Here is an 18,983-nt window from a genome sequence, read left to right on the forward strand (position 1 = left end):
CACACCCGCGTTGAGCGGCACGGCAACCACCGGAATAGGGCGGCCCCGCGCACTGCGTCCTCGCTGTGTTATTTCAAAAGGAATCTCCAACCCCAGAAGAATCTGAGGCCGGGGATGTCAACATATCTGGCGTTGACTTTTGGCACGCTGTTGAGTTCTCAAGGAACGGACACTTCCTTCGGACCGCCTTCCAGCGGGCCCTCCGGGTGCTTCGTTCTTTCGTGTTCCCAGCTTACCAGATGTTTTCCGCTCCGTTTTCCGGAGTTTCATTCATCCGACCCTTGCTGGCCAGGTCCGCTTTTCTGCGGCGACCTCCACATTAGCTTATTTCGAGACTTGCTCGAAATTCCCCGCTTTCACTGGCCGACGAGAACGCCAACCGACCCAACCGAATGGGCATCGAGTGAAAGTTAGGACTTGCTGAGTGTGATGGCCGCTCCGGCTGGTCCGCGGCGGCCTCTCGGCCTCTCCGTGCACCTGCCCGCTTCAAGCGACTCGTTCAACACTAGGCCAGCCGGGCGGCCGCGTCAAACACCGAGGGCCGGATCTGTCCAGATCCGGCCCTCGGTGTTCAGAACCGCAGGTCAGCGGTCATGCGGTTTCGGCCACGCTCAGCCGGCCGCGACCAGCTCTGCCGCGGCCAGGTTGCGCTTGCCGCGACGCAGCACGAGCCAGCGGCCGTGCAGCAGGTCGGCCTCGGTGGGCACGGCCTCCTCGTCCGTCACCTTGACGTTGTTGAGGTAGGCGCCACCCTCCTTGATCGTCCGGCGGGCCGCGGAGCGGCTGGGCGCCAAGCCGACAGCGACCAACAGGTCGACCACGGGCTGGAGTTCGGCGACCTCGGCCTTGGGGACCTCGGCCAGCGAGGCGGCCAGGGTCGGCGCCTCCAGGTCTGCGAGGTCGCCCTGGCCGAACAGTGCCTTCGACGCGGCGACGGCGCGCTCGTACTGATCGGCGCCGTGGACCAGCGTGGTGAGCTCCTCGGCCAGCGCGCGCTGCGCGAGGCGGGCGGCCGGGCGCTCGGCGGTCTCGCGCTCCAGCTCCTCGATCTCCTCCTTCGAGCGGAAGCTGAAGATCCGCAGGAAGTTGGGAACGTCCCGGTCATCGGCGTTCAGCCAGAACTGGTAGAAGGCGTACGGGGTGGTCAGCTCGGGGTCGAGCCAGACCGTGCCGGACTCCGTCTTGCCGAACTTGGTGCCGTCGGCCTTGACGATCAGCGGGGTGGCCAGCGCGTGCACCGACTTGCCGTCCGCCTTGCGGATGAGGTCCGTGCCGGCGGTGAGGTTGCCCCACTGGTCGCTGCCGCCGGTCTGCAGGGCGCAGCCGTAGCGGCGGTTCAGCTCCAGGTAGTCCATGCCCTGGAGGATCTGGTAGCTGAACTCGGTGTAGCTGATGCCCGCGTCGGAGTTGAGCCGCCGGGCGACGGCCTCCTTGGCGATCATGTTGTTGACGCGGAAGTACTTGCCCACGTCGCGCAGCAGGCTGATAGCCGACATCCCGGAGGTCCAGTCCAGGTTGTTGACCATGCGCGCGGCGTAGGGGCCCTCGAAGTCGAGGAAGCGCGAGATCTGGCCACGCAGGCGCTCGACCCAGCCGGCCACCGTCTCGGGGTCGTTGAGCACGCGCTCGGCGGTGGGCTTCGGGTCGCCGATCAGGCCGGTGGCGCCGCCGACCAGGCCGAGCGGGAGGTTCCCCGCCTGCTGGATGCGGCGCATGGTCAGGATCTGCACCAGGTTCCCGAGGTGCAGGCTGGGGGCCGTCGGGTCGAAGCCGCAATAGAACGTGACCGGGCCGTCCGCGAACGCCTTGCGCAGTGCGTCCTCGTCAGTGGAAAGGGCGATCAGCCCGCGCCACTGCAGCTCGTCGACGATGTCCGTCACGGTCACGCTTCTCCTTCGGTCGGGCGTCCGCCCGGTGCGGGCCCGGTTCGGTCGGGCCCCGGTGCGGAACGGCTCCAGCGTTGTAGAGCCTACGCGGTCCCGGCCAGCGGGTTTTCGCCGAGGCGGCCCGCGGGGAGGGTGCCGGCGCCCGCCACGCCCCTGTCCGACACCGGAAATTCCGTTGTTCGTCGGCCCCGGGCCCCTTCAGAGTGGTTCCACCGCCGTGCGGCGGCAGTGACGTGTGTGGAGACGGTCGTGCCGCCGTGGCACGCCTCTGGAAAGGGTGGGCCGAGGTGCGCAGCACGCTGGTTCTGAACGCAAGCTACGAGCCCCTGACGACGGTGTCCCTCCAGCGTGCCGTGGTCCTGGTGCTCCAGGACAAGGCCGTGGTGGAGCAGGCCCACCCGCTGCGGAGCGTCCGCGGGACGGGCATCACCGTCCCGGTGCCCCGGGTGATCAGACTGCAACGGTACGTACGGGTGCCGTTCCGACAACAGGCTCCGTGGTCGCGTCGTGGCGTGCTGGTCCGGGACCAGCACCTGTGCGCCTACTGCGGCCGCCGGGCAACCACCGTGGACCACCTGCAGCCCCGGTCGCGCGGAGGGGTGGACAGCTGGATGAACACCGTGGCCGCCTGTGCCGAGGACAACCAGCGCAAGGCCGACCGGACGCCGGAGCAGGCCGGGATGAAGCTGCTGCGGAAGCCCTTCGTACCGACGCCGCAGGCCACCCTCATGATGGCCCTGGGCCTGCGCGGCTCGGACGTCCGTGAGCTGGCCGAGTGGCTGCCGACGGTGGCGCCGACGCCCTCCGCCGCGTAGCCGGGCCGGGCCCGGCCGGGAGCGGAGCCGCCGACAGCCCTCGGCCCGCGCTCAGCCCTTGGCCTGGTACCCGGCCGCCGTGCCGAAGGTGGCCGCGTGCTCGGGCACCGCGACGACCTGGCCGCCGCCGATCAGCACCCGGCCGGAGACCAGGAGCGAGCCGGTGCCGGCCGGGAAGTTGCCGCCGACCGCCTCCTGGCCGTTCGCCAGGGCGAAGCGGCTGAGGTGGGCCGGCTGGTCACGGCGTTCGTCGGCGGCGAGCACCAGCGCGCCGCCGTCGACGCCGACCGCCCGGACGACGCCCTTCTCGCCGGCAGCCGTCTTCCAGCGCTGCCGGCCGGTGTCCAGGTCGTAGCCGACGACGGAGACCGCGCCGCCACCGCTCGCCGGTGCCAGCGTGGTGACCATCGTCCGGTCCTGGAAGAAGACGTCGGGAGTGGCCGAGAACGTACCGTGCGCGACGTCCAGCCGGCCCTCCCCCGCCCTTACGGGGATCTCGGCGGCCGGGTCACCGGTCGGGCCCCAGGCGAACACCTTGTCGCCCTCGGGCTTCTCGCCGGTGGTGAGGACGACGGACGGCTCGGCGGAGAGCACCGTCACCGTCTTCGGCTGGTTGTTCAGGCCCCGCCACCAGCTCACCTTGCCGTCGGCGGTGCCGATCGAGACGGCCTGGTCGACGGGGGTGGAGTCCGCGCAGGAGCTGGCGACCATGACGGTCTTGCCCGCGACACCGCCGGAGAGCGTGCAGAACTTGCCCTGGCCGGTGTACTGCCAGACGTCCTTGCCGTCGGCGGACTCCCAGGCGACGGCGCGGTCGTCGCCGACCGCGATCACCTTGTCGTCGGTGACGCCGACGTGGGCGTTGTAGGTGCCCTTGGCGTCGGAGACGGTCTTGGTCCAGGCATTCTTGCCGGTCTTGGTGTCGACGGCGGCCACCAGTGTGCACGGGCTCTTCGGGTCCGCCTGGGTGCGGAACAGGGCGGCGCCGAGGCCGGCCTGGTTGACGCTCGGCGAGAGGCCGCAGGGGACGGCGCCGGCGGCCGGCGGCTCGACCGACCAGGTCGGCTTGCCGTCCGTACGGTCGTAGGCGTGGACGCCGGTCGCGTCCGCGCGCACCACGGCGTCGGCCAGCGCCCAGCTGCCGACCAGGGTGTCGTCGGCGCCCGGCTGGAGCGCGGCGGCGGGCTGGGCGGACCAGGCCTTGGCGTGGGCGACGGCGAAGCCGGGCTCACCGCCGGCGTTGTCGGCGGAGGCGCTGCCGCCACCCTCGACACCGACCATCAGTGCGGCTACCACCAGCACGCCGAGTGCGGCGACACCGGCGCCGGCGCGGATCGTCAGGGCGCGGCGGCTGGGCGCGTGCTCGGCGGAGACCACCGCGTCGGCGGCGGCCCGGGCCTTTGCCGCGAGCCCGCTCCGCGCGGACCCGTCCCCGTCGCGACCGGCGTTGCCGTCACGCCCGCCGGTGTTCGCGTCGCCGTCGCCGTTCCCGGCGGGAGCGCCGCCCCGGCGCCCGGACGAACGGCGGGCAGGCGGTTCCGTCCCTGCGACGGGTGCGACCGGTTCGGGTGCCGGGTCGCGGTCCGGCTCCCGGTCCGGCTCGGGATCGAGCTGCACGTACCCGTCGGCGGAGTACGCGGCGCCCACCGGGGCGTACAACTCCTCACCGGCCGACTGCTGCGGGACGGCGTACGGGGCGTACTGCTGCTGCTCGTGCTCGGCGTACTGGTAGTACGGCTGGTACTGCCCGCCCGGGTAGCCGCTGCCCTGGGCGTACCCGGTCTCCCCGTACCCGGCCTGGCCGTGGCCGCTCTCCCCATAGCCGCTCTGGCCGTAGTCGCTCCGGGCATGACCGGTCTGGTCGTAGCCCTGGGCGTCGTGCCCGCTGCCGGTACCGGTGGCGGATCCGTACCCGTGGGCGACCTGCCACTGCTGCTGCCCCGGGTACCCGGCCGGCCACTCCTGCTGTGCCTGCTGCGGGTACCACGGCTGCTGCTGGGCGTCTCCGAGGGGATCCTGAGCCATCCGTTCCGTCCCTCCCGACCGCCAGCAGTGCGGCAGTCAGCATCTCACGCCGCTCCGGGAGCCTCCCGGGTGCCCCGGAACGCCCCCTTCCGACCTCGACGCGGACGCGGCACGGGGTGAACGCCGCTCAGTCGGTCTCGGCGCTCAACGCGGTGTCGATCCGGGCGGCGAGGGTGAGGTCGAGGGCGGTGAGACCGCCGGCGCTGTGGGTGGAGAGGGCGAAGCGGAGGGTGCGCCAGCGGATGTCGATGTCGGGGTGGTGGTCCAGCGCCTCGGCCTGCTCGGCGACCGCGACGACGACCCGGATCGCCGCCGGGAAGTCCCGGGCGTCGGCGGTGCGGACGATGGTGTCTCCGCCCTCGCGGGTCCATTGCGGCAGGCCGGCCAGCGCGGCCGTGATCTCGTCCTCGGTCAGGCGTGCTCTGCTGCTCATCGGACCGCTCCCGTGCGTCGGGTGAAAGCCTGGCCGGAGGTCAGGGTGAGCCAGGCGGAGGTCAGGGTGGGGCGTCAGGTCTTCCGGCGCGGACGGGGCACCAGCTCGCCGCTGCAGTTCGGGCAGGTGGCGGCCATCGCCCCGGTGCAGTCCGCGCAGAAGCTGCACTCGAAGGAGCATATGAAGGCGGGGCCGTCCACGGCGAGCGACACCTCGCAACGCTCGCAGGTGTCGCGCATCTCCAGCGCCATGACGTCCCCCAGGGTGAGAAGAGCTGATGAATGATCAGCTGACGAGCAGCTTGGTGACAGCCGCCAGGCCGACCACCACGATGATCCCGCGCAGCGCCGGCGCCGGCAGCCTGCGGCCGACCTTGGCGCCGAGCAGACCGCCGCAGAGCGAGCCGACGGCGATCAGGCCCGCGGCGGCCCAGTTGACGGTCGAGGTGAAGAGGAAGAAGACCGCGGCGACACCGTTGACGATCATCGCCAGGGCGTTCTTGACGGCGTTGATCCGCTGGAGGTCCTCCTGGAGCAGCATGCCCATCAGCGCCATCAGCAGGACGCCCTGGGCCGCGCCGAAGTAGCCGCCGTAGATGCCGGTCAGGAAGACCCCGCCGAGCAGCACCAGGCCGCCGTCCGGGTCTCCCCCGGGCCTGCGGCGGGCGGCGACCGCCTTGGCCACCCGCGGCTGGATCACCACCAGGACGAGGGCCAGCAGGATCAGCACCGGCACGATCGCGTCGAACGCCGAGCTCGGCAGCTCGATCAGCAGCACCGCACCGACCAGACCACCGAGCAGCGAGGCGGAGCCGAGGCGCAGCAGCCGCCGGCCCTGGTCGGCCAGCTCCCGGCGGTAGCCGATCACGCCGCTGAGTGAACCGGGCACCAGGCCGAAGGAGTTGGAGACGTTGGCGGTGACCGGCGGGATGCCGATGGCGAGCAGGACGGGGAAGGTGATCAGGGTTCCGGAGCCGACGATCACGTTGATCATCCCGGCTCCGGCGCCCGCCACCAGGACGGCGATCGCCTCCCAGAGCGTCATGGGTCACCTCTCCTCTCGGTCCTGTCCCGTCCGGTCCTGTCCGGCCCTGTCCGGTCCTGTCCGGTCCTCGCGGTCCCGTCCGGGGCGATCATGCCGGACGGGGGCCGGGCCTACCAGAGCCGCCCATGATTCGGGATGCACAACACACCCCTGGAAGGCCGGAAACGGCCGGAAACAGCCGGGAACGGCCGGGAACGGCCGAGGGCCCGCCTCCCGTACGGAACGGGGGCGGGCCCTCGGCGCGCGGTGGCCCGGCCACTCGGCCGGCCGGTCAGCCGGTCACTCGGGGTCGATCTTGCGGTACTCGCGGGCCGGGTCGACCCGGGGGCGGGCGGCGCCCTTGGTGTCGGTGTCGAGCGGGCGCGGGCCGGCCGCCGGGTCCAGCGGGACCTGGGTGGCGGCCGGGGACGGCACGCTGGGCGCGGCGACCGCGCCGCCGTTCGCACCACCGTTGCCGGCCAGGCCGGTGAACGCGCCGCCGAGGCCCTTGAGGGCGTCGCCGACCTCGCTCGGGATGATCCACAGCTTGTTGGAGTCGCCCTTGGCAAGCTCGGGCAGGGTCTGCAGGTACTGGTAGGCGAGCAGCTTCTGGTCGGCGTCGCCGTCGTGGATCGCCTCGAAGACCGTCCGGATCGCGGCCGCCTCACCGTCCGCGCGCAGCACCGCGGCCTGGGCCTCACCCTCGGCCTTGAGCACCTCGGCCTGCTTCTCACCCTCGGCCCGCAGGATCTGGGCCTGCCGGGAGCCCTCGGCGGTGAGGATCGCGGCGCGCTTGTCACGGTCGGCGCGCATCTGCTTCTCCATCGAGTCCTGGATGGAGGTCGGCGGCTCGATCGCCTTCAGCTCGACGCGGTTGACGCGGATGCCCCACTTGCCGGTGGCCTCGTCCAGGACGCCGCGCAGGCCGGCGTTGATGACCTCACGGGAGGTCAGGGTGGATTCGAGGTCCATCGAGCCGATGATGTTGCGCAGCGTGGTGACGGTGAGCTGCTCGATGGCCTGGATGTAGCTGGCGACCTCGTAGGTGGCGGCCCGCGGGTCGGTCACCTGGTAGTAGATCACCGTGTCGATGTTGACGACCAGGTTGTCCTGGGTGATCACCGGCTGCGGCGGGAAGGGCACGACCTGCTCGCGCAGGTCGATCCGGTTGCGGACCCGGTCGATGAACGGGACGACGATGTTCAGGCCGGCGTTGAGCGTCCGGGTGTAGCGGCCGAAGCGCTCCACGATCGCGGCGCTGGCCTGCGGGATGACCTGAATCGTCTTGATCAGCGCGATGAATGCCACCACGACCAGGACGACCAGGACGATAAGGACGGGTTCCACGGACTCTCCCCTAGACGACCAGGGCGGTCGCGCCCTGGATTTCGACGACGTCGACCTGCTGCCCCGGCTGGTACACACTGCCGGGGTTGAGCGCGCGGGCCGACCAGATCTCGCCGTTGAGCTTGATCCGCCCGCCCTCCCCGTCGACCTGTTCCGCGACGACCGCGGTGGCGCCCTTCAGCGCCTCGATGCCCATCTTGACCTGCGGGCCCTTCGTCATCTGCCGGTACGCGATGGGCCGGACCACGACCAGCAGCCCGGCCGAGACCGCGACGAAGGCCAGGACCTGCCAGACCACCCCGGCGCCCAGCCCGGCGACACCGGCCGCGGCGAGCGCGCCGACGGCGAACATGGCGAACTCCGGCATCGCGGTGATCACCAGCGGTATGCCGAGGCCGACGGCGGCGAGGAGCCACCAGATCCAGCTGTCCACGTGTCCATCCTAGGGAGCGAAGGGCCTTCGAGGCGGACAGTTCCCGCAGGTGGAGGGACGGAAACCGGTCGCACGTGCGACCGGTCCCAGTTCAGCGGAGTTCAGTGGCGTACGGGGGGCTCCGGCGCGGGCCCGGGCGGGTCCGGCCGCGGGCCTCAGCCGAGCGGCAGGCCCTGCGCGGACCAGCGGTCCCCGTGCCGCTCCAGGGTCAGCGGCAGGCCGAAGCACTTGGAGAGGTTGCGCGCGGTCAGCTCGGTGTCGATCGGGCCGGCGGTGAGCACCTTGCCCCGACGGATCATCAGGACGTGGGTGAAGCCGGGGGCGATCTCCTCGACGTGGTGGGTGACCATGGCCATGGCCGGCGCGAACTCGTCCTGGGCCAGCGCGCCGAGGCGGCGGACCAGGTCCTCGCGGCCGCCGAGGTCGAGGCCGGCGGCCGGCTCGTCCAGCAGCAGCAGCTCGGGGTCGGTCATCAGGGCGCGCGCGATCAGGGTGCGCTTCTTCTCGCCCTCGGAGAGGGTGCCGAACTTGCGCGTGGTCAGGTTCGACATGCCCAGGCGGTCCAGCAGCACCAGCGCGCGGGACTCGTCGAAGTCCTCGTACTTCTCCTGCCAGCTGACCGTCATGCCGTACGCGGCCGTCATCACCGTCTGCAGCACGGTCTGCTCGGCGGGCAGCTTGTCGAACATCGCGGCGCCGGCCAGGCCGATCCGGGAGCGCAGCTCGAAGACGTCGATCTCGCCGAGCTTCTCGCCCAGGACCGACACCTTGCCGGAGGTCGGGAAGAGGTACGTGGAGGCGATCTGCAGCAGGGTCGTCTTGCCGGCGCCGTTGGGGCCGAGGATGACCCAGCGCTCGCCCTCCGAGATGGACCACGAGACCTGGTCGACCAGCGCGTGCCCCTCCCGGACCACGGATACGTCCACCAGCTCCAGCACGTCGCTCATGCCTACGCCTTCCCCAAACTCAAATCACGGCCGTCGGTGCGGGCGGGCAGCCTACTCCGGCGGCCGGGTGGCACGGAGTGGGTGCGCCGCACACGCATGGGCAAACCTACGCCACGCGGATGACCGCCGATTCCGTAGGCTGGCCGGATGCTCGCGACTCCTGCCGACAATCCGTACGAAGAGCCCCGTTCGGGCGGCTGGCCGCCTGGGGCAACGCCTTGCTGGCCGGTCTGGTGCCGCCCGACAACGCCGCCGCGGCCGTCCTCGGGGCCGACGAGAGCCACCGGGTGACCGGACTTCCCGGGGACGCCCCGGGCGAGCAGCACGGGCTCACCTGGGCGCTCGGACGGCTGCGCGTCCTCGGCGTGAAGGGCCTGCGGCTGGCCCTGCCGAGCGCCGGGCACCCGCTCGGGCTGACCGGCCCGCCGGCGTTCAACGACCGCGCGCTCGGCGCGGGCGAGGCCGTGCTGGCGGTCGGCGTTCCGCTCGGGCTCGTCCCCGAGGTCGAGGTGTTCGGCCCGGCCGGGGACCGCTCGGCGACGGTGCTCTGGCGCTGCGCCGAGGTGAACGACACCCCGCCGGCCGACGTGCCCTCGCTGCACGAGGCCGAGCGCGAGATGGCGGACGGCCTGCGCGAGGCCACCCTGCTGCTCACCCGCCTCGACGTCGCCGGCGCCGGCCCGGAGGCGCTGCGCGCCCTGGAGGCCTACCGCCGCCGCGGCCACGTCGAGCTGCTCGCGCCCGGCTACCCGCCGCGGGCCGTGCGCGTCCTGGAGTCGGCGCGGCAGGTCTCCGCGCTGCTCGCGATCGCCTCCGACAGCCACGGCGCCGCGGTCAGCGCCTCCGAGATGGCCTCCCGCCAGGCCGTCCTGGCCCCCCTGCGCCGCACCGCGCGCCGTGCCCAGGTGGCGGCGTACAACGCCCTGGTGGACGAGCGCGACGCCCGCTGACCCGGCACTCAGCCGACGGACTCCCCGCGCCACGGGTCGGCGGCGTAGCGCGCCAGCACCTCGGTGCGGTCGTAGCGGCCGTCCGGTCCGCGGGTCAGGCCGCCGCGGGCGGCGAAGAGCTGCAGGCGGCGTGCGGACCAGCCGAGCTCCTCGGCGGCCTCGGCCTCCGAGAGGCTGTCCGCCGGCCGTCGGGTCCGGGCCCGCGTCTCGGCTTCGGCCGCGGCCTCGGCCTTGAGCAGCCGGGCCGCGACCACCTCCTCCAGCGCCTCGGCCGCCGCCCGCGACCAGCGCCCGCCCTCGACGTCCGGCTCCGGCACGTGGCCCAGGCACCGGGCCCGGTGCATCAGACGCTGCGACAGGCCCAGCTCCGCGGCCAGCATGCCCGGGCCGTACTCCCTGCGCGGTGTCCTCATCCGGCGCCTCCCCCGTGATCGTCGACGGTCCCAGGTTCGCACACGCAGCTGACAGCCCGTCAGCCCGCCCCGGCTGCGGCTGACGGACCTGCGGCTAACGCCCCTCCCGGGCCTCCCCGTGCCGGACGGCCCAGAGGGCGGCCTGGGTGCGGTCGGCGAGGTCCAGCTTCATCAGGATGTTGGAGACGTGCGTCTTCACCGTCTTCTCGGACAGGTGCAGGCTGCGGGCGATCTCCCGGTTGGAGCGGCCGTCGGCGATGTGGCCGAGGACTTCGCGCTCACGTTCGGTCAGGGTGCCGCCGCGGCCCTGCGGCGGGCGCGGGCCGTCGTCGGAGAGCAGCGCCTCGGCCAGCTCGGGCTGGAGCAGCACGTGGCCGGCGTGCACCGAGCGGATCGCGCCGGCCAGCGCCTCCGGGTCGACGTCCTTGTACACGTACCCGGCGGCGCCGGCCCGCAGCGCGGGGACCATGGTGCGGTGCTCGGTGAAGCTGGTGACGATCAGGATCCGGGCCCGGCTGCCCTCGTCCTTGAGCGTGCGCAGGGCCTCGATGCCGTCCATCCCGGGCATCTTGAGGTCCATCAGGACGACGTCCGGGTCGAGTTCGCGGGCCCGGTCGACGCCCTCGGCGCCGTCGGCGGCCTCGCCGACCACCTCGATGTCGTCCTGCACCTCCAGGAAGGTGCGCAGGCCGCGACGGACGACCTGGTGGTCGTCGACCAGCAGGACGCGGATCGCTGGCGTGGTGTCAGGCACCGGGGACCTCCATCTCGACGACCGTCCCCGCGCCGGGGGCCGAGTCCAGGGTGAGCGAGCCGCCGACCGCGGAGGCGCGGTCGCGCATCGAGGCCAGGCCGAGGTGGCGGCCGGCCCGGCGGACGGAGTCGGGGTCGAAGCCGCGCCCGTCGTCCCGGACCCGCAGGACGGCGCCGCGGGCGGGGGTGCCGGTCAGCGTGACGGTCACCCGCCGGGCGCCGGAGTGGCGCAGTGCGTTGTGCAGGGCCTCCTGGGCGACCCGCAGCAGCGCCGCCTCCTGCGCGGGCGGCAGGGCGCGCACGCCGTCGGCGGCGAAGGCGACGTCGGCGCTGTGGGCGCGGTCGAGGACCTGCACCTGGGAGGCGAGGGTGGCACTGAGGCCGTCCTCCTCCAGGGCGGCGGGCCGCAGTTCGACGACGACGGCGCGCAGTTCGTCGGCGGCCTCGGCGGCGAGCCGGGCGACCTCGGCGAGCTCGGCGCGGGCGCGCGCCGGGTCGCGCTCGACCAGGGTGGCGGCGGCCTTGGCGGTGAGGCGCAGCGAGAAGAGCTTCTGCGAGACGGCGTCGTGCAGGTCGTGGGCGATCCGGGCGCGCTCGCCGGCCAGGGTGAGTTCCCGGCTGCGCTCGTAGAGGCGGGCATTGGAGAGGGCGAGGGCGGCGTGGGCGGCGAGGATCCGCAGCAGCTCCTCGTCGTGGTCGGTGAAGCCGCCGCCGCCGCGCTTGTTGGCGAGGAAGATGACGCCCATGACGAGCGGTTCGTCCTCGGTCGCATCGGTGTCGAGGACGGGCATGCCGAGGAAGGCCTCGAGCTCCGGGTGGGCGGCGGGCCAGCCCTCGAACGCGGGCGCCCTGCGGACGTCGGCGAGCCGGGTGGGGCCGGTCTCGTGGAGCATCTTGGCGAGGACGCCGTGCTGGCGGGGCAGCGGGCCGATGGCCTTCCACTGCTCGTCGGTGACGCCGTCGACGACGAACTGGGCGAAGCCCCCGTGGTCGTCGGGCACGCCGAGGGCGGCGTACTCGGCGTCGAGCAGGCCGCGGGCGGAGGCGGTGATCCGGCGCAGGACCTCGCGCACCTCCAGGTGGCGGCTCATCGCGAGCAGGGCCCGGCTGACGGCCTCGATGCCGGCGAGGCAGGGCTCGCAGGCGGGCAGCGGGCCGTCGGGCGGCGGGCCGACCGGGATCCGGTCGACGGGCAGCAGGCCGGCCCGGGGGCGGCGGTCGGTGGGCGGGGTGGGCATACCGCCAAACTACCGCCGCCGGGCGGGCCGCCGCGTCGGTCCGGGGGCGCGCGGGGAGCAGGTCCGCAGACCTAGGGCGCCGGGCCCTCCGAAGGGGCCGGGTACGCCGAGGGGCGGCCCTCCCCGTCCCCGGGAAGGGCCGCCCCTGTCGAGCGGTGGAGGGCGTCAGCCCTTCTGCATGACCTCGGGCTCGTGGCGGCGCTGCAGCCGCGTGATGACGAGGCCGAGAACGACCGAGATCGCCACCAGCGCGCCGGCGTCGATCAGCAGCTGGCCGACGCTGTGGTCCCACAGCGGGTCGTACTCGGGGTTCTTGAAGTCCTTGTTCCACGGACCGAGCAGGTGCGAGAGGTCCAGCGTGGTGGCGACCATACCGGTGCCCCAGCGGGCCGGCATCAGCCAGGCGGCCTGCTCCAGACCGGGCTTGCCGAAGATCTGGAAGAGGCAGCCGGTGAAGACGACCTGGACGATGGCGAACATGACCAGCAGCGGCATGGTCTTCTCGGCGGTCTTCACCAGCGCGGAGATCATCAGGCCGAACATCATCGCGGCGAAGCTCAGCAGGATCATGCCGATGGTCATCTCGATGAGCGGCATGTTCTTGACGATCAGGCCGTGCTCGGGGAGCTTGCGCGGCAGGAAGCCGACGGCGGAGATGATCGCGCCCTGGATCACGCTGAAGACGCCCAGCACGATGATCTTGGACATCATGTACGCCGAGCGGGACAGGCCGGTGGCCCGTTCCCGTTCGTAGATCGCCCGTTCCTTGATCAACTCGCGGACCGAGTTGGCCGCGCCGGAGAAGCAGGCGCCGATCGCCATGATCAGCATGATCGTCGCGGCCCCGCTGTTGATCCCGAGCTGCCTCTTCGGGTCCGGGGCGAGGCCCGCCGCGTTGGGGATCAGCACGCTGACCGCGCCGATGACCGCGGGCAGCAGCACCGACAGCGCGAGGAAGCCGCGGTCCGAGGCGAGCACGGACATGTAGCGCCGCATCAGCGTCCACAGCTGGGAGCCCCAGCTCTGCGGCTTCGGCGGCCGGACGGCCTCCTGGGCCACCTGCACGTGCTGCACCTCGCCCGCCTCCACGGTGGGGGCGGAGTACTGCTGATAGTGCACCGAACCGCGGTACCGGCCGGCCCAGTCGTGGTCCGGGTAGTTCTCGAAGGCCTGGAAGACATCGGCCCAGGTCTCGTACCCGAAGAAGTGCAGCGCCTCGTCCGGCGGGCCGAAGTAAGCCACCGAGCCACCCGGCGCCATCACCAGCAGCCGGTCGCAGAGCGCGAGTTCGGCCACCGAGTGGGTCACGACGAGGATGGTGCGGCCGTCGTCGGCGAGGCCGCGCAGCATCTGCATGACCTCGCGGTCCATGCCCGGGTCGAGGCCCGAGGTGGGCTCGTCCAGGAAGATCAGCGACGGCTTGGTGAGCAGCTCCAGGGCGACCGAGACACGCTTCTGCTGGCCGCCGGAGAGCGCGGTGATCTTGTTGTCGGCACGCTTGTCGAGGCGCAGCTCGTACAGCACCTCGTCGATCCGCGCCTCGCGCTCGGCGGCCTCGGTGTCGCCGGGGAAGCGCAGCCGGGCCGCGTACTTGAGGCCGGTGCGGACCGTCAGTTCCTTGTGCAGGATCTCCGACTGCGGCACCAGGCCGATGCGCGAGCGCAGTTCGGCGAACTGCTTGTAGAGGTTGCGGCCGTCGTACAGGACGTCGCCGCGGTCGGCCGGGCGGTAGCCGGTGAGGGCGCGCAGCAGGGTCGACTTGCCGGAGCCGGATGGGCCGATGACCGCGACCAGGGACTTCTCCGGGACGCCGAAGGAGACGTCGTTGAGCAGGACCTTCTTGCCGCTCTTGAAGTCGACCTCGACGGTCAGGTGGCGGGCGGAGAAGGAGACGGCGCCGTTGTCGACGAACTCCTGCAGCTGGTCGCCGACCAGGACGAAGCTGGAGTGACCGACGGTCAGGCGGTCCTGCGGGCCCATCAGCTGACGCTGGACGCGCATGCCGTTGAGGAAGATGCCGTTGTGGCTGCCGAGGTCGACGATCTCGTACCGGCCGTCGGGCAGCTGGCGCAGCTCGGCGTGGTGGCGGGAGACCTGGAGGTCGGAGACCACGATGTCGTTGTCGAGCGCGCGGCCGATCCGGACGGTGTTCATCCCGGCGCTCAGGCTGCGGATCATCGTCGGCTGCGGGCCGCCGGCGTCGTGCCGCGGGGCCTGCTGCTGGGGGAAGCCGCCCTGCGGGCCCGGCTGCGGGAAGCCCTGCTGCTGCGGGAAGGGCTGCGGCTGCGCCTGCGGCTGTCCGCCCCACTGCTGCTGGGGCTGCTGCTGGACCGGGGGCTGCTGGGCCCACGGCTGCTGCTGGGCGGGCGCCTGGGGCTCCGGGGCGTGGGCACGGCTGGTGGCGGCCTCGTGCCAGGCGGGGGCCTGCGCGGCGGCCTGGGCGGGTGCGGAGAAGCCGAGCCGCGGCCCGTTCTCGGCGTTGCCGAGGTTGACCACGGCACCCGGGAAGAGCTGGGCCTGCATGGTGCGGGCGCCACCGGTGTACGTACCGTTGGTGCTCCCGTGGTCGTCGAGCTGCCAACCCGCCCCGTTGAAGGAGATGGTGGCGTGGTGCCAGGAGACCCTGGCGTCGTCGAACAGGAAGTCCGACTGCGGGTTGCGCCCGATGGTGTAGGACCGCCCCGGCTCCAGAGTCCGCTGCTGTCCGTTGATCTCAATGACGAGTTGCGGCACTGCTCGCCCGCCCCGCTCTCTCGGTCCCCCGATTGTGGCCCCCGACCGGGGGTGCAATGATCCTGAATCTGACGGGCGAATCATTCCAGCCCGTCGCCCGTTGACGAAAGTCACCCCCGGTGACTGTGACCAGGCGGCAACGATTCGCGGACGGCCCCGCCACCACCCCCGGCCGTCACCTCTGCGCAACCGCCCGGTCACCGGGGTGGCGCGCACCCGTTCCGCGCCTCCCCCACCGGCCCGTCCACGACGCGGACGGGTGCCGTGACCTCGCCGGACGCCCGGTAGCGTGGGAGGCATCATGAACGCATCGCCCTTGGCCGCCGAGCCGTTCCCCGCCCCGCAGCCCCGGACCGAGGACGAGCGCACCCTGCTCGTCAAGGTGTTCGGCAAGGACCGCCCCGGCATCACCGCCGGCCTCTTCGCCACCCTGGCCGGGTTCGGTGTCGACGTGATCGACATCGAGCAGGTCGTCACCCGTGGCCGGATAACGCTGTGCGCCCTGGTGACCCCGCCGGCCGGCGGCGCCCCCGGTGCGGAGGGCGAGCTGCGCTCCACCGTGCACCGCTGGGCCGAGGAGCAGAAGCTCCAGGCCGAGATCATCTCCGGCATCGGCGACAACCGGCCGCGCCGCGAGGGCCGCTCGCACGTCACCGTGCTCGGCCACCCGCTGACCGCCTCCGCCGTCTCCGCGCTCACCTCCCGCATCACCGCCTCGGGCGGCAACATCGACCGCGTCTTCCGGCTGGCCAAGTACCCGGTGACCGCGGTCGAGCTCGCCGTCTCGGGTGTCGCCACCGACGAGCTGCGCGCCGGGCTGGCCCAGGAGGCGGCCACCCAGCGGGTGGACATCGCCGTCGTCGCGGCCGGGCTGGAGCGCCGGGCGAAGCGGCTGATCGTGATGGACGTCGACTCGACCCTGATCCAGGACGAGGTGATCGAGCTGTTCGCCGCCCACGCGGGCTGCGAGGAGGAGGTCGCCGAGGTGACGGCCGCGGCGATGCGCGGCGAGCTGGACTTCGCCGAGTCGCTGCGGGCCCGGGTGGCGCTGCTGGCCGGCCTGGACGCCGCCGTGACCGAGAAGGTGCGCGCGGAGGTCCGGTTCACGCCGGGGGCGCGCACCCTGATCCGGACGCTCCAGCGGCTGGGCTTCCAGGTCGCGGTGGTCTCCGGCGGGTTCACCCAGGTCACCGACCACCTGGTGGAGCAGCTGGGGCTGGACTACGCGGCCGCCAACACCCTGGAGGTGGTGGACGGGAAGTTCACCGGCCGGGTCGTCGGCGAGATCGTGGACCGGGCCGGCAAGGCCCGCTGGCTCGCCCGCTTCGCCGAGCAGGCCAAGGTGCCGCTGGAGCAGACGGTGGCGATCGGTGACGGCGCCAACGACCTCGACATGCTGAACGCGGCCGGGCTGGGCGTGGCCTTCAACGCCAAGCCGGTGGTGCGGGAGGCCGCCGACACCGCGGTGAACGTGCCCTTCCTGGACACCGTCCTCTACCTGCTGGGCATCACCCGCGAAGAGGTCGAGGCGGCCGACGTGCTGCACGGCACTCCGACGGAGTAGCTCCCGCAGGGGCGTGAGGGGCGCGGGGACATCGTCCCCGCGCCCCTCACGTGCATCCGGTCAGTCCTGCGGGGTGTGGTACGAGACCAGCTCGGCCACGCCCGGCTCGACGCCCTTCCACGAGCCGCTGAAGCTGAGGACGGCGATCGCGGCGGTCGGGAACCCGCCCAGCCGCAGCCGCTCCAGCGCGTCCCGGTCGCCCTCGTCCCCGGCCAGCACCTGGGTCAGCCCGAGCACGCCGGGGTTGTGGCCGACCAGTACCAGATCGGCGTACTCCTCCGGGGTCTCCTGGAGGACGGTGATGATCTCGCCGGGGCTGGCCTCGTAGACCCGGTCCTCGTACACGGTCTTCCGGGAGCGCTTCGGCAGCTCGTGCGCGGCGAGCTTCCACGTCTCCCGGGTGCGCAGGGCCGTGGAGCAGAGCACGTAGTCGGGGTTGATGCCGGAGTCGGCGAGCCAACGACCGGCGTCCGGGGCCTGGTGACGGCCCCGGTCGGCCAGCGGCCGCTCGTGGTCGTCGACGCCGTTGGGCCAGTCGGCCTTGGCATGGCGGAGAACGATGATCCTGCGGGGCGTGTCGGCGCTCATACCCAGCAAGCTTGGCAGAAAAGCCGCCGGGGGGCGCGACGCCCCCGGTTGCCGCCACCCTCAGGAGTGGAGGGTGCCATCATGCGGCGTTCGCCGGGGCTTCCCGTGCCGGCCAACGGCAGGTCGCCGGGTGGTCAACGGCAGGTCGCCGAACGATCGGGCGCAGGTGCCCGGCGGTCGGCCCGGGGCCACCGGACGGCCGCGCGAAGGTCGCCGCCGCCGGCCGGCCGGGTTCCGGGGCGGACGTCAGCCGAGGTTCTTGGCGATGCTGGCGACGATGATCAGCAGGACGACGATGCCGGCGATCGCCGCGGCGAGCTGGCCGAGCTTCTTGTGGCCGTCGGTGGGGTTCGGTTCGAGTACGGGCATGACCGGATTCTCCCACCCCGGCCATGCCCGCCGGGAACCGGCCCCTCGGGACGGTCATCCCTCGGACCCGCCCGTCGTCCGTCGTCCGTCGTCCGTCAGGCCTTGGCGGGGGCGGCAGGGCGCACCGCCTCGTCCTCGATGTGCCGGGCCAGCGCCGCCCGCAGGCCGAACAGCATCTGCGGCACCAGCAGCAGTGCGAGGAAGCCCAGCGGCAGGTACCAGTCGCCGGTGGCCTGGTACAGACGGCCGATCAGGATCGGGCCGGGGATGGAGATCAGGTAGCCGACGCCCTGGGCGAAGGCGGAGAGCTGGGCCACGCCGCCGGCGGTCCGGGCGCGCAGGCCGATCATGGTGAGCACCAGCGGGAACGCGCAGTTGGACAGACCCACCAGGGTCGCCCAGACCCACGGCGCGGCGGCCGGGGCGAGGGCCAGGCCGGCGTACCCGGCGATGCCGCAGGAGGCGAGCACCACCACGAAGAGCCGCTGGTCGCCGCGGCGGGCGGCGAGGTTGGGCAGCACGAAGGAGACCGGGACGCCGATCACCATGGTCAGCGCCAGCAGCACCCCGGAGGCGCCCTCGGAGACGCCGGCGTCCTGGAAGATCTTCGGCAGCCAGCCCATCACCACGTACGCGCCGGTGGCCTGGAGGCCGAAGAAGCAGGCCATCGCCCACGCCGTCCGGCTGCGGGTGATCGGCAGCCGGTCGGTGGCGGCACCACCGCCGGCCCGCTCGCCGCGCTCGCGCCTGAACACCAGGACCGCCACCCAGAGCAGCAGCGCGAGCCCGGCGAGCCCGGCCCAGACCCCCAGGCCGACCCGCCAGTCGCCGCCGAGCGCGCTGGTCAGCGGCACGGTGACGGCCGCGGCGAGCGAGGTGCCCGCCGACAGCGACATGGAGTACAGGCCGATCATCGGACCGACCTTCTCCGGGAAGTACCGCTTGATCACCACCGGGATGAGCACGTTGGAGACCGCCACGCCCGCCAGCGCCAGCGCGGTGAGCAGCAGGAAGACCGCCGTCCCGCCGGCGAACGAGCGGGCCAGCACGCCCGCGGTGATCGCACCCAGGCCGGCGGTGATCACGGCGATCGGGCCGAGCCGCCGGGCCATGCCGGGCGCGGCGAAGCCGAAGAGCGCGAAGCAGAGCGAGGGGACGGCGGTGAGCAGGCCGGCCACCGTCGGGTTCATCCCGAGGTCGGCGCGGACCTGGTCGAGCAGCGGCCCGAGGCTGGTGACGACGGGGCGGAGGTTGAAGGCGGCGGCGGCGATCGCGACGGCGAAGAGCCAGCCGAGGTACCTGCTCCGGGGTGAACGCGGCTGCTCGGTCTGCGGCCGGACCCCGGCGCGCGGGGCGGTGGTGGTGTCTGCTGCGGAAGGCATGGGCGCCATCATAGAATGATGGGATGAATTAGCGCACCTTGGAATTGGCATGATGTCCCGGCCCCCCGAAACACCGTCCGACCC

At 72.6% G+C, this 18,983-nt stretch carries 18 protein-coding genes; 3 read left to right on the forward strand and 15 right to left on the reverse strand.

All coding sequences use genetic code 11. The annotated features are described in order from the left end of the window. Positions 1-611: 611 nt before the first annotated feature. On the reverse strand, positions 612-1,880 hold the full coding sequence (gene tyrS, locus C2142_RS10415) for a tyrosine--tRNA ligase (RefSeq protein WP_148642376.1): 1,269 nt from the start codon (positions 1,878-1,880) through the stop codon (positions 612-614). 293 nt (positions 1,881-2,173) lie between these two features. Here tyrS and C2142_RS10420 point away from each other — a divergent pair, with 293 nt between their 5' ends. Continuing rightward, positions 2,174-2,701, forward strand: coding sequence for an HNH endonuclease (locus C2142_RS10420; protein WP_148642377.1), 528 nt, complete (start codon positions 2,174-2,176; stop codon positions 2,699-2,701). 51 nt (positions 2,702-2,752) lie between these two features. On the opposite strand, the gene C2142_RS10425 is transcribed toward C2142_RS10420, so the two are convergent. From C2142_RS10425 to C2142_RS10455, 7 genes are all read right to left on the reverse strand, one after another. Next, the gene (locus C2142_RS10425) at positions 2,753-4,726 is read right to left on the reverse strand and encodes a PQQ-binding-like beta-propeller repeat protein (RefSeq protein ID WP_148642378.1); all 1,974 of its coding nucleotides are present in this window, start codon (positions 4,724-4,726) and stop codon (positions 2,753-2,755) included. A 127-nt stretch (positions 4,727-4,853) separates the two neighbouring features. After that, positions 4,854-5,159, reverse strand: coding sequence for a 4a-hydroxytetrahydrobiopterin dehydratase (locus tag C2142_RS10430; RefSeq protein WP_148642379.1), 306 nt, complete (start codon positions 5,157-5,159; stop codon positions 4,854-4,856). Between the two features lie 74 nt (positions 5,160-5,233). Continuing rightward, positions 5,234-5,410, reverse strand: coding sequence for a DUF1272 domain-containing protein (locus C2142_RS10435; protein WP_148642380.1), 177 nt, complete (start codon positions 5,408-5,410; stop codon positions 5,234-5,236). Between the two features lie 34 nt (positions 5,411-5,444). Beyond that, positions 5,445-6,203, reverse strand: a complete 759-nt coding sequence (locus C2142_RS10440) for a sulfite exporter TauE/SafE family protein (RefSeq protein WP_148642381.1) — start codon at positions 6,201-6,203, stop codon at positions 5,445-5,447. A gap of 279 nt (positions 6,204-6,482) precedes the next feature. Next, positions 6,483-7,529: an SPFH domain-containing protein gene (locus C2142_RS10445; RefSeq protein ID WP_148642382.1), complete on the reverse strand. Its 1,047-nt coding sequence runs from the start codon at positions 7,527-7,529 to the stop codon at positions 6,483-6,485. A gap of 10 nt (positions 7,530-7,539) precedes the next feature. Further along, on the reverse strand, positions 7,540-7,962 hold the full coding sequence (locus tag C2142_RS10450; RefSeq protein WP_148642383.1) for an NfeD family protein: 423 nt from the start codon (positions 7,960-7,962) through the stop codon (positions 7,540-7,542). Between the two features lie 155 nt (positions 7,963-8,117). After that, positions 8,118-8,909: an ABC transporter ATP-binding protein gene (locus C2142_RS10455; RefSeq protein ID WP_148642384.1), complete on the reverse strand. Its 792-nt coding sequence runs from the start codon at positions 8,907-8,909 to the stop codon at positions 8,118-8,120. A gap of 119 nt (positions 8,910-9,028) precedes the next feature. On the opposite strand from C2142_RS10455, the gene C2142_RS10460 reads away from it, so the two are divergent. After that, positions 9,029-9,859, forward strand: coding sequence for a hypothetical protein (locus C2142_RS10460; RefSeq protein ID WP_241002490.1), 831 nt, complete (start codon positions 9,029-9,031; stop codon positions 9,857-9,859). An 8-nt stretch (positions 9,860-9,867) separates the two neighbouring features. On the opposite strand, the gene C2142_RS10465 is transcribed toward C2142_RS10460, so the two are convergent. From C2142_RS10465 to C2142_RS10480, 4 genes are all read right to left on the reverse strand, one after another. Continuing rightward, the gene (locus C2142_RS10465; RefSeq protein WP_153882771.1) at positions 9,868-10,272 is read right to left on the reverse strand and encodes a hypothetical protein; all 405 of its coding nucleotides are present in this window, start codon (positions 10,270-10,272) and stop codon (positions 9,868-9,870) included. Between the two features lie 94 nt (positions 10,273-10,366). Continuing rightward, complete coding sequence (locus C2142_RS10470) at positions 10,367-11,026, reverse strand: response regulator transcription factor (RefSeq protein ID WP_148642385.1); 660 nt, start codon at positions 11,024-11,026, stop codon at positions 10,367-10,369. Next, entirely contained in the window at positions 11,019-12,116 is a 1,098-nt protein-coding gene (locus C2142_RS10475; RefSeq protein ID WP_241003162.1) for a GAF domain-containing sensor histidine kinase, read from the reverse strand. Before C2142_RS10475 ends, C2142_RS10470 begins: the two co-directional genes overlap by 8 nt. Positions 12,117-12,428: 312 nt before the next feature. Further along, complete coding sequence (locus tag C2142_RS10480; protein ID WP_241002491.1) at positions 12,429-14,996, reverse strand: FHA domain-containing protein; 2,568 nt, start codon at positions 14,994-14,996, stop codon at positions 12,429-12,431. 301 nt (positions 14,997-15,297) lie between these two features. Between C2142_RS10480 and serB the strand changes: the two genes are divergently transcribed. After that, positions 15,298-16,560 (forward strand): phosphoserine phosphatase SerB, encoded by a 1,263-nt coding sequence (serB, locus tag C2142_RS10485; RefSeq protein WP_148642388.1) that lies wholly within the window; start codon positions 15,298-15,300, stop codon positions 16,558-16,560. Positions 16,561-16,620: 60 nt separating this feature from the next. On the opposite strand, the gene C2142_RS10490 is transcribed toward serB, so the two are convergent. From C2142_RS10490 to C2142_RS10495, 3 genes are all read right to left on the reverse strand, one after another. Beyond that, complete coding sequence (locus C2142_RS10490) at positions 16,621-17,148, reverse strand: histidine phosphatase family protein (RefSeq protein ID WP_148642389.1); 528 nt, start codon at positions 17,146-17,148, stop codon at positions 16,621-16,623. Positions 17,149-17,394: 246 nt separating this feature from the next. Continuing rightward, complete coding sequence (locus C2142_RS41505) at positions 17,395-17,517, reverse strand: SGM_5486 family transporter-associated protein (protein ID WP_277347249.1); 123 nt, start codon at positions 17,515-17,517, stop codon at positions 17,395-17,397. A 95-nt stretch (positions 17,518-17,612) separates the two neighbouring features. Further along, on the reverse strand, positions 17,613-18,899 hold the full coding sequence (locus C2142_RS10495) for an MFS transporter (RefSeq protein ID WP_241002492.1): 1,287 nt from the start codon (positions 18,897-18,899) through the stop codon (positions 17,613-17,615). Positions 18,900-18,983 lie beyond the last annotated feature (84 nt).

The organism is Streptomyces sp. CB01881 (assembly GCF_002953255.1).
GTDB lineage: Bacteria > Actinomycetota > Actinomycetes > Streptomycetales > Streptomycetaceae > Kitasatospora.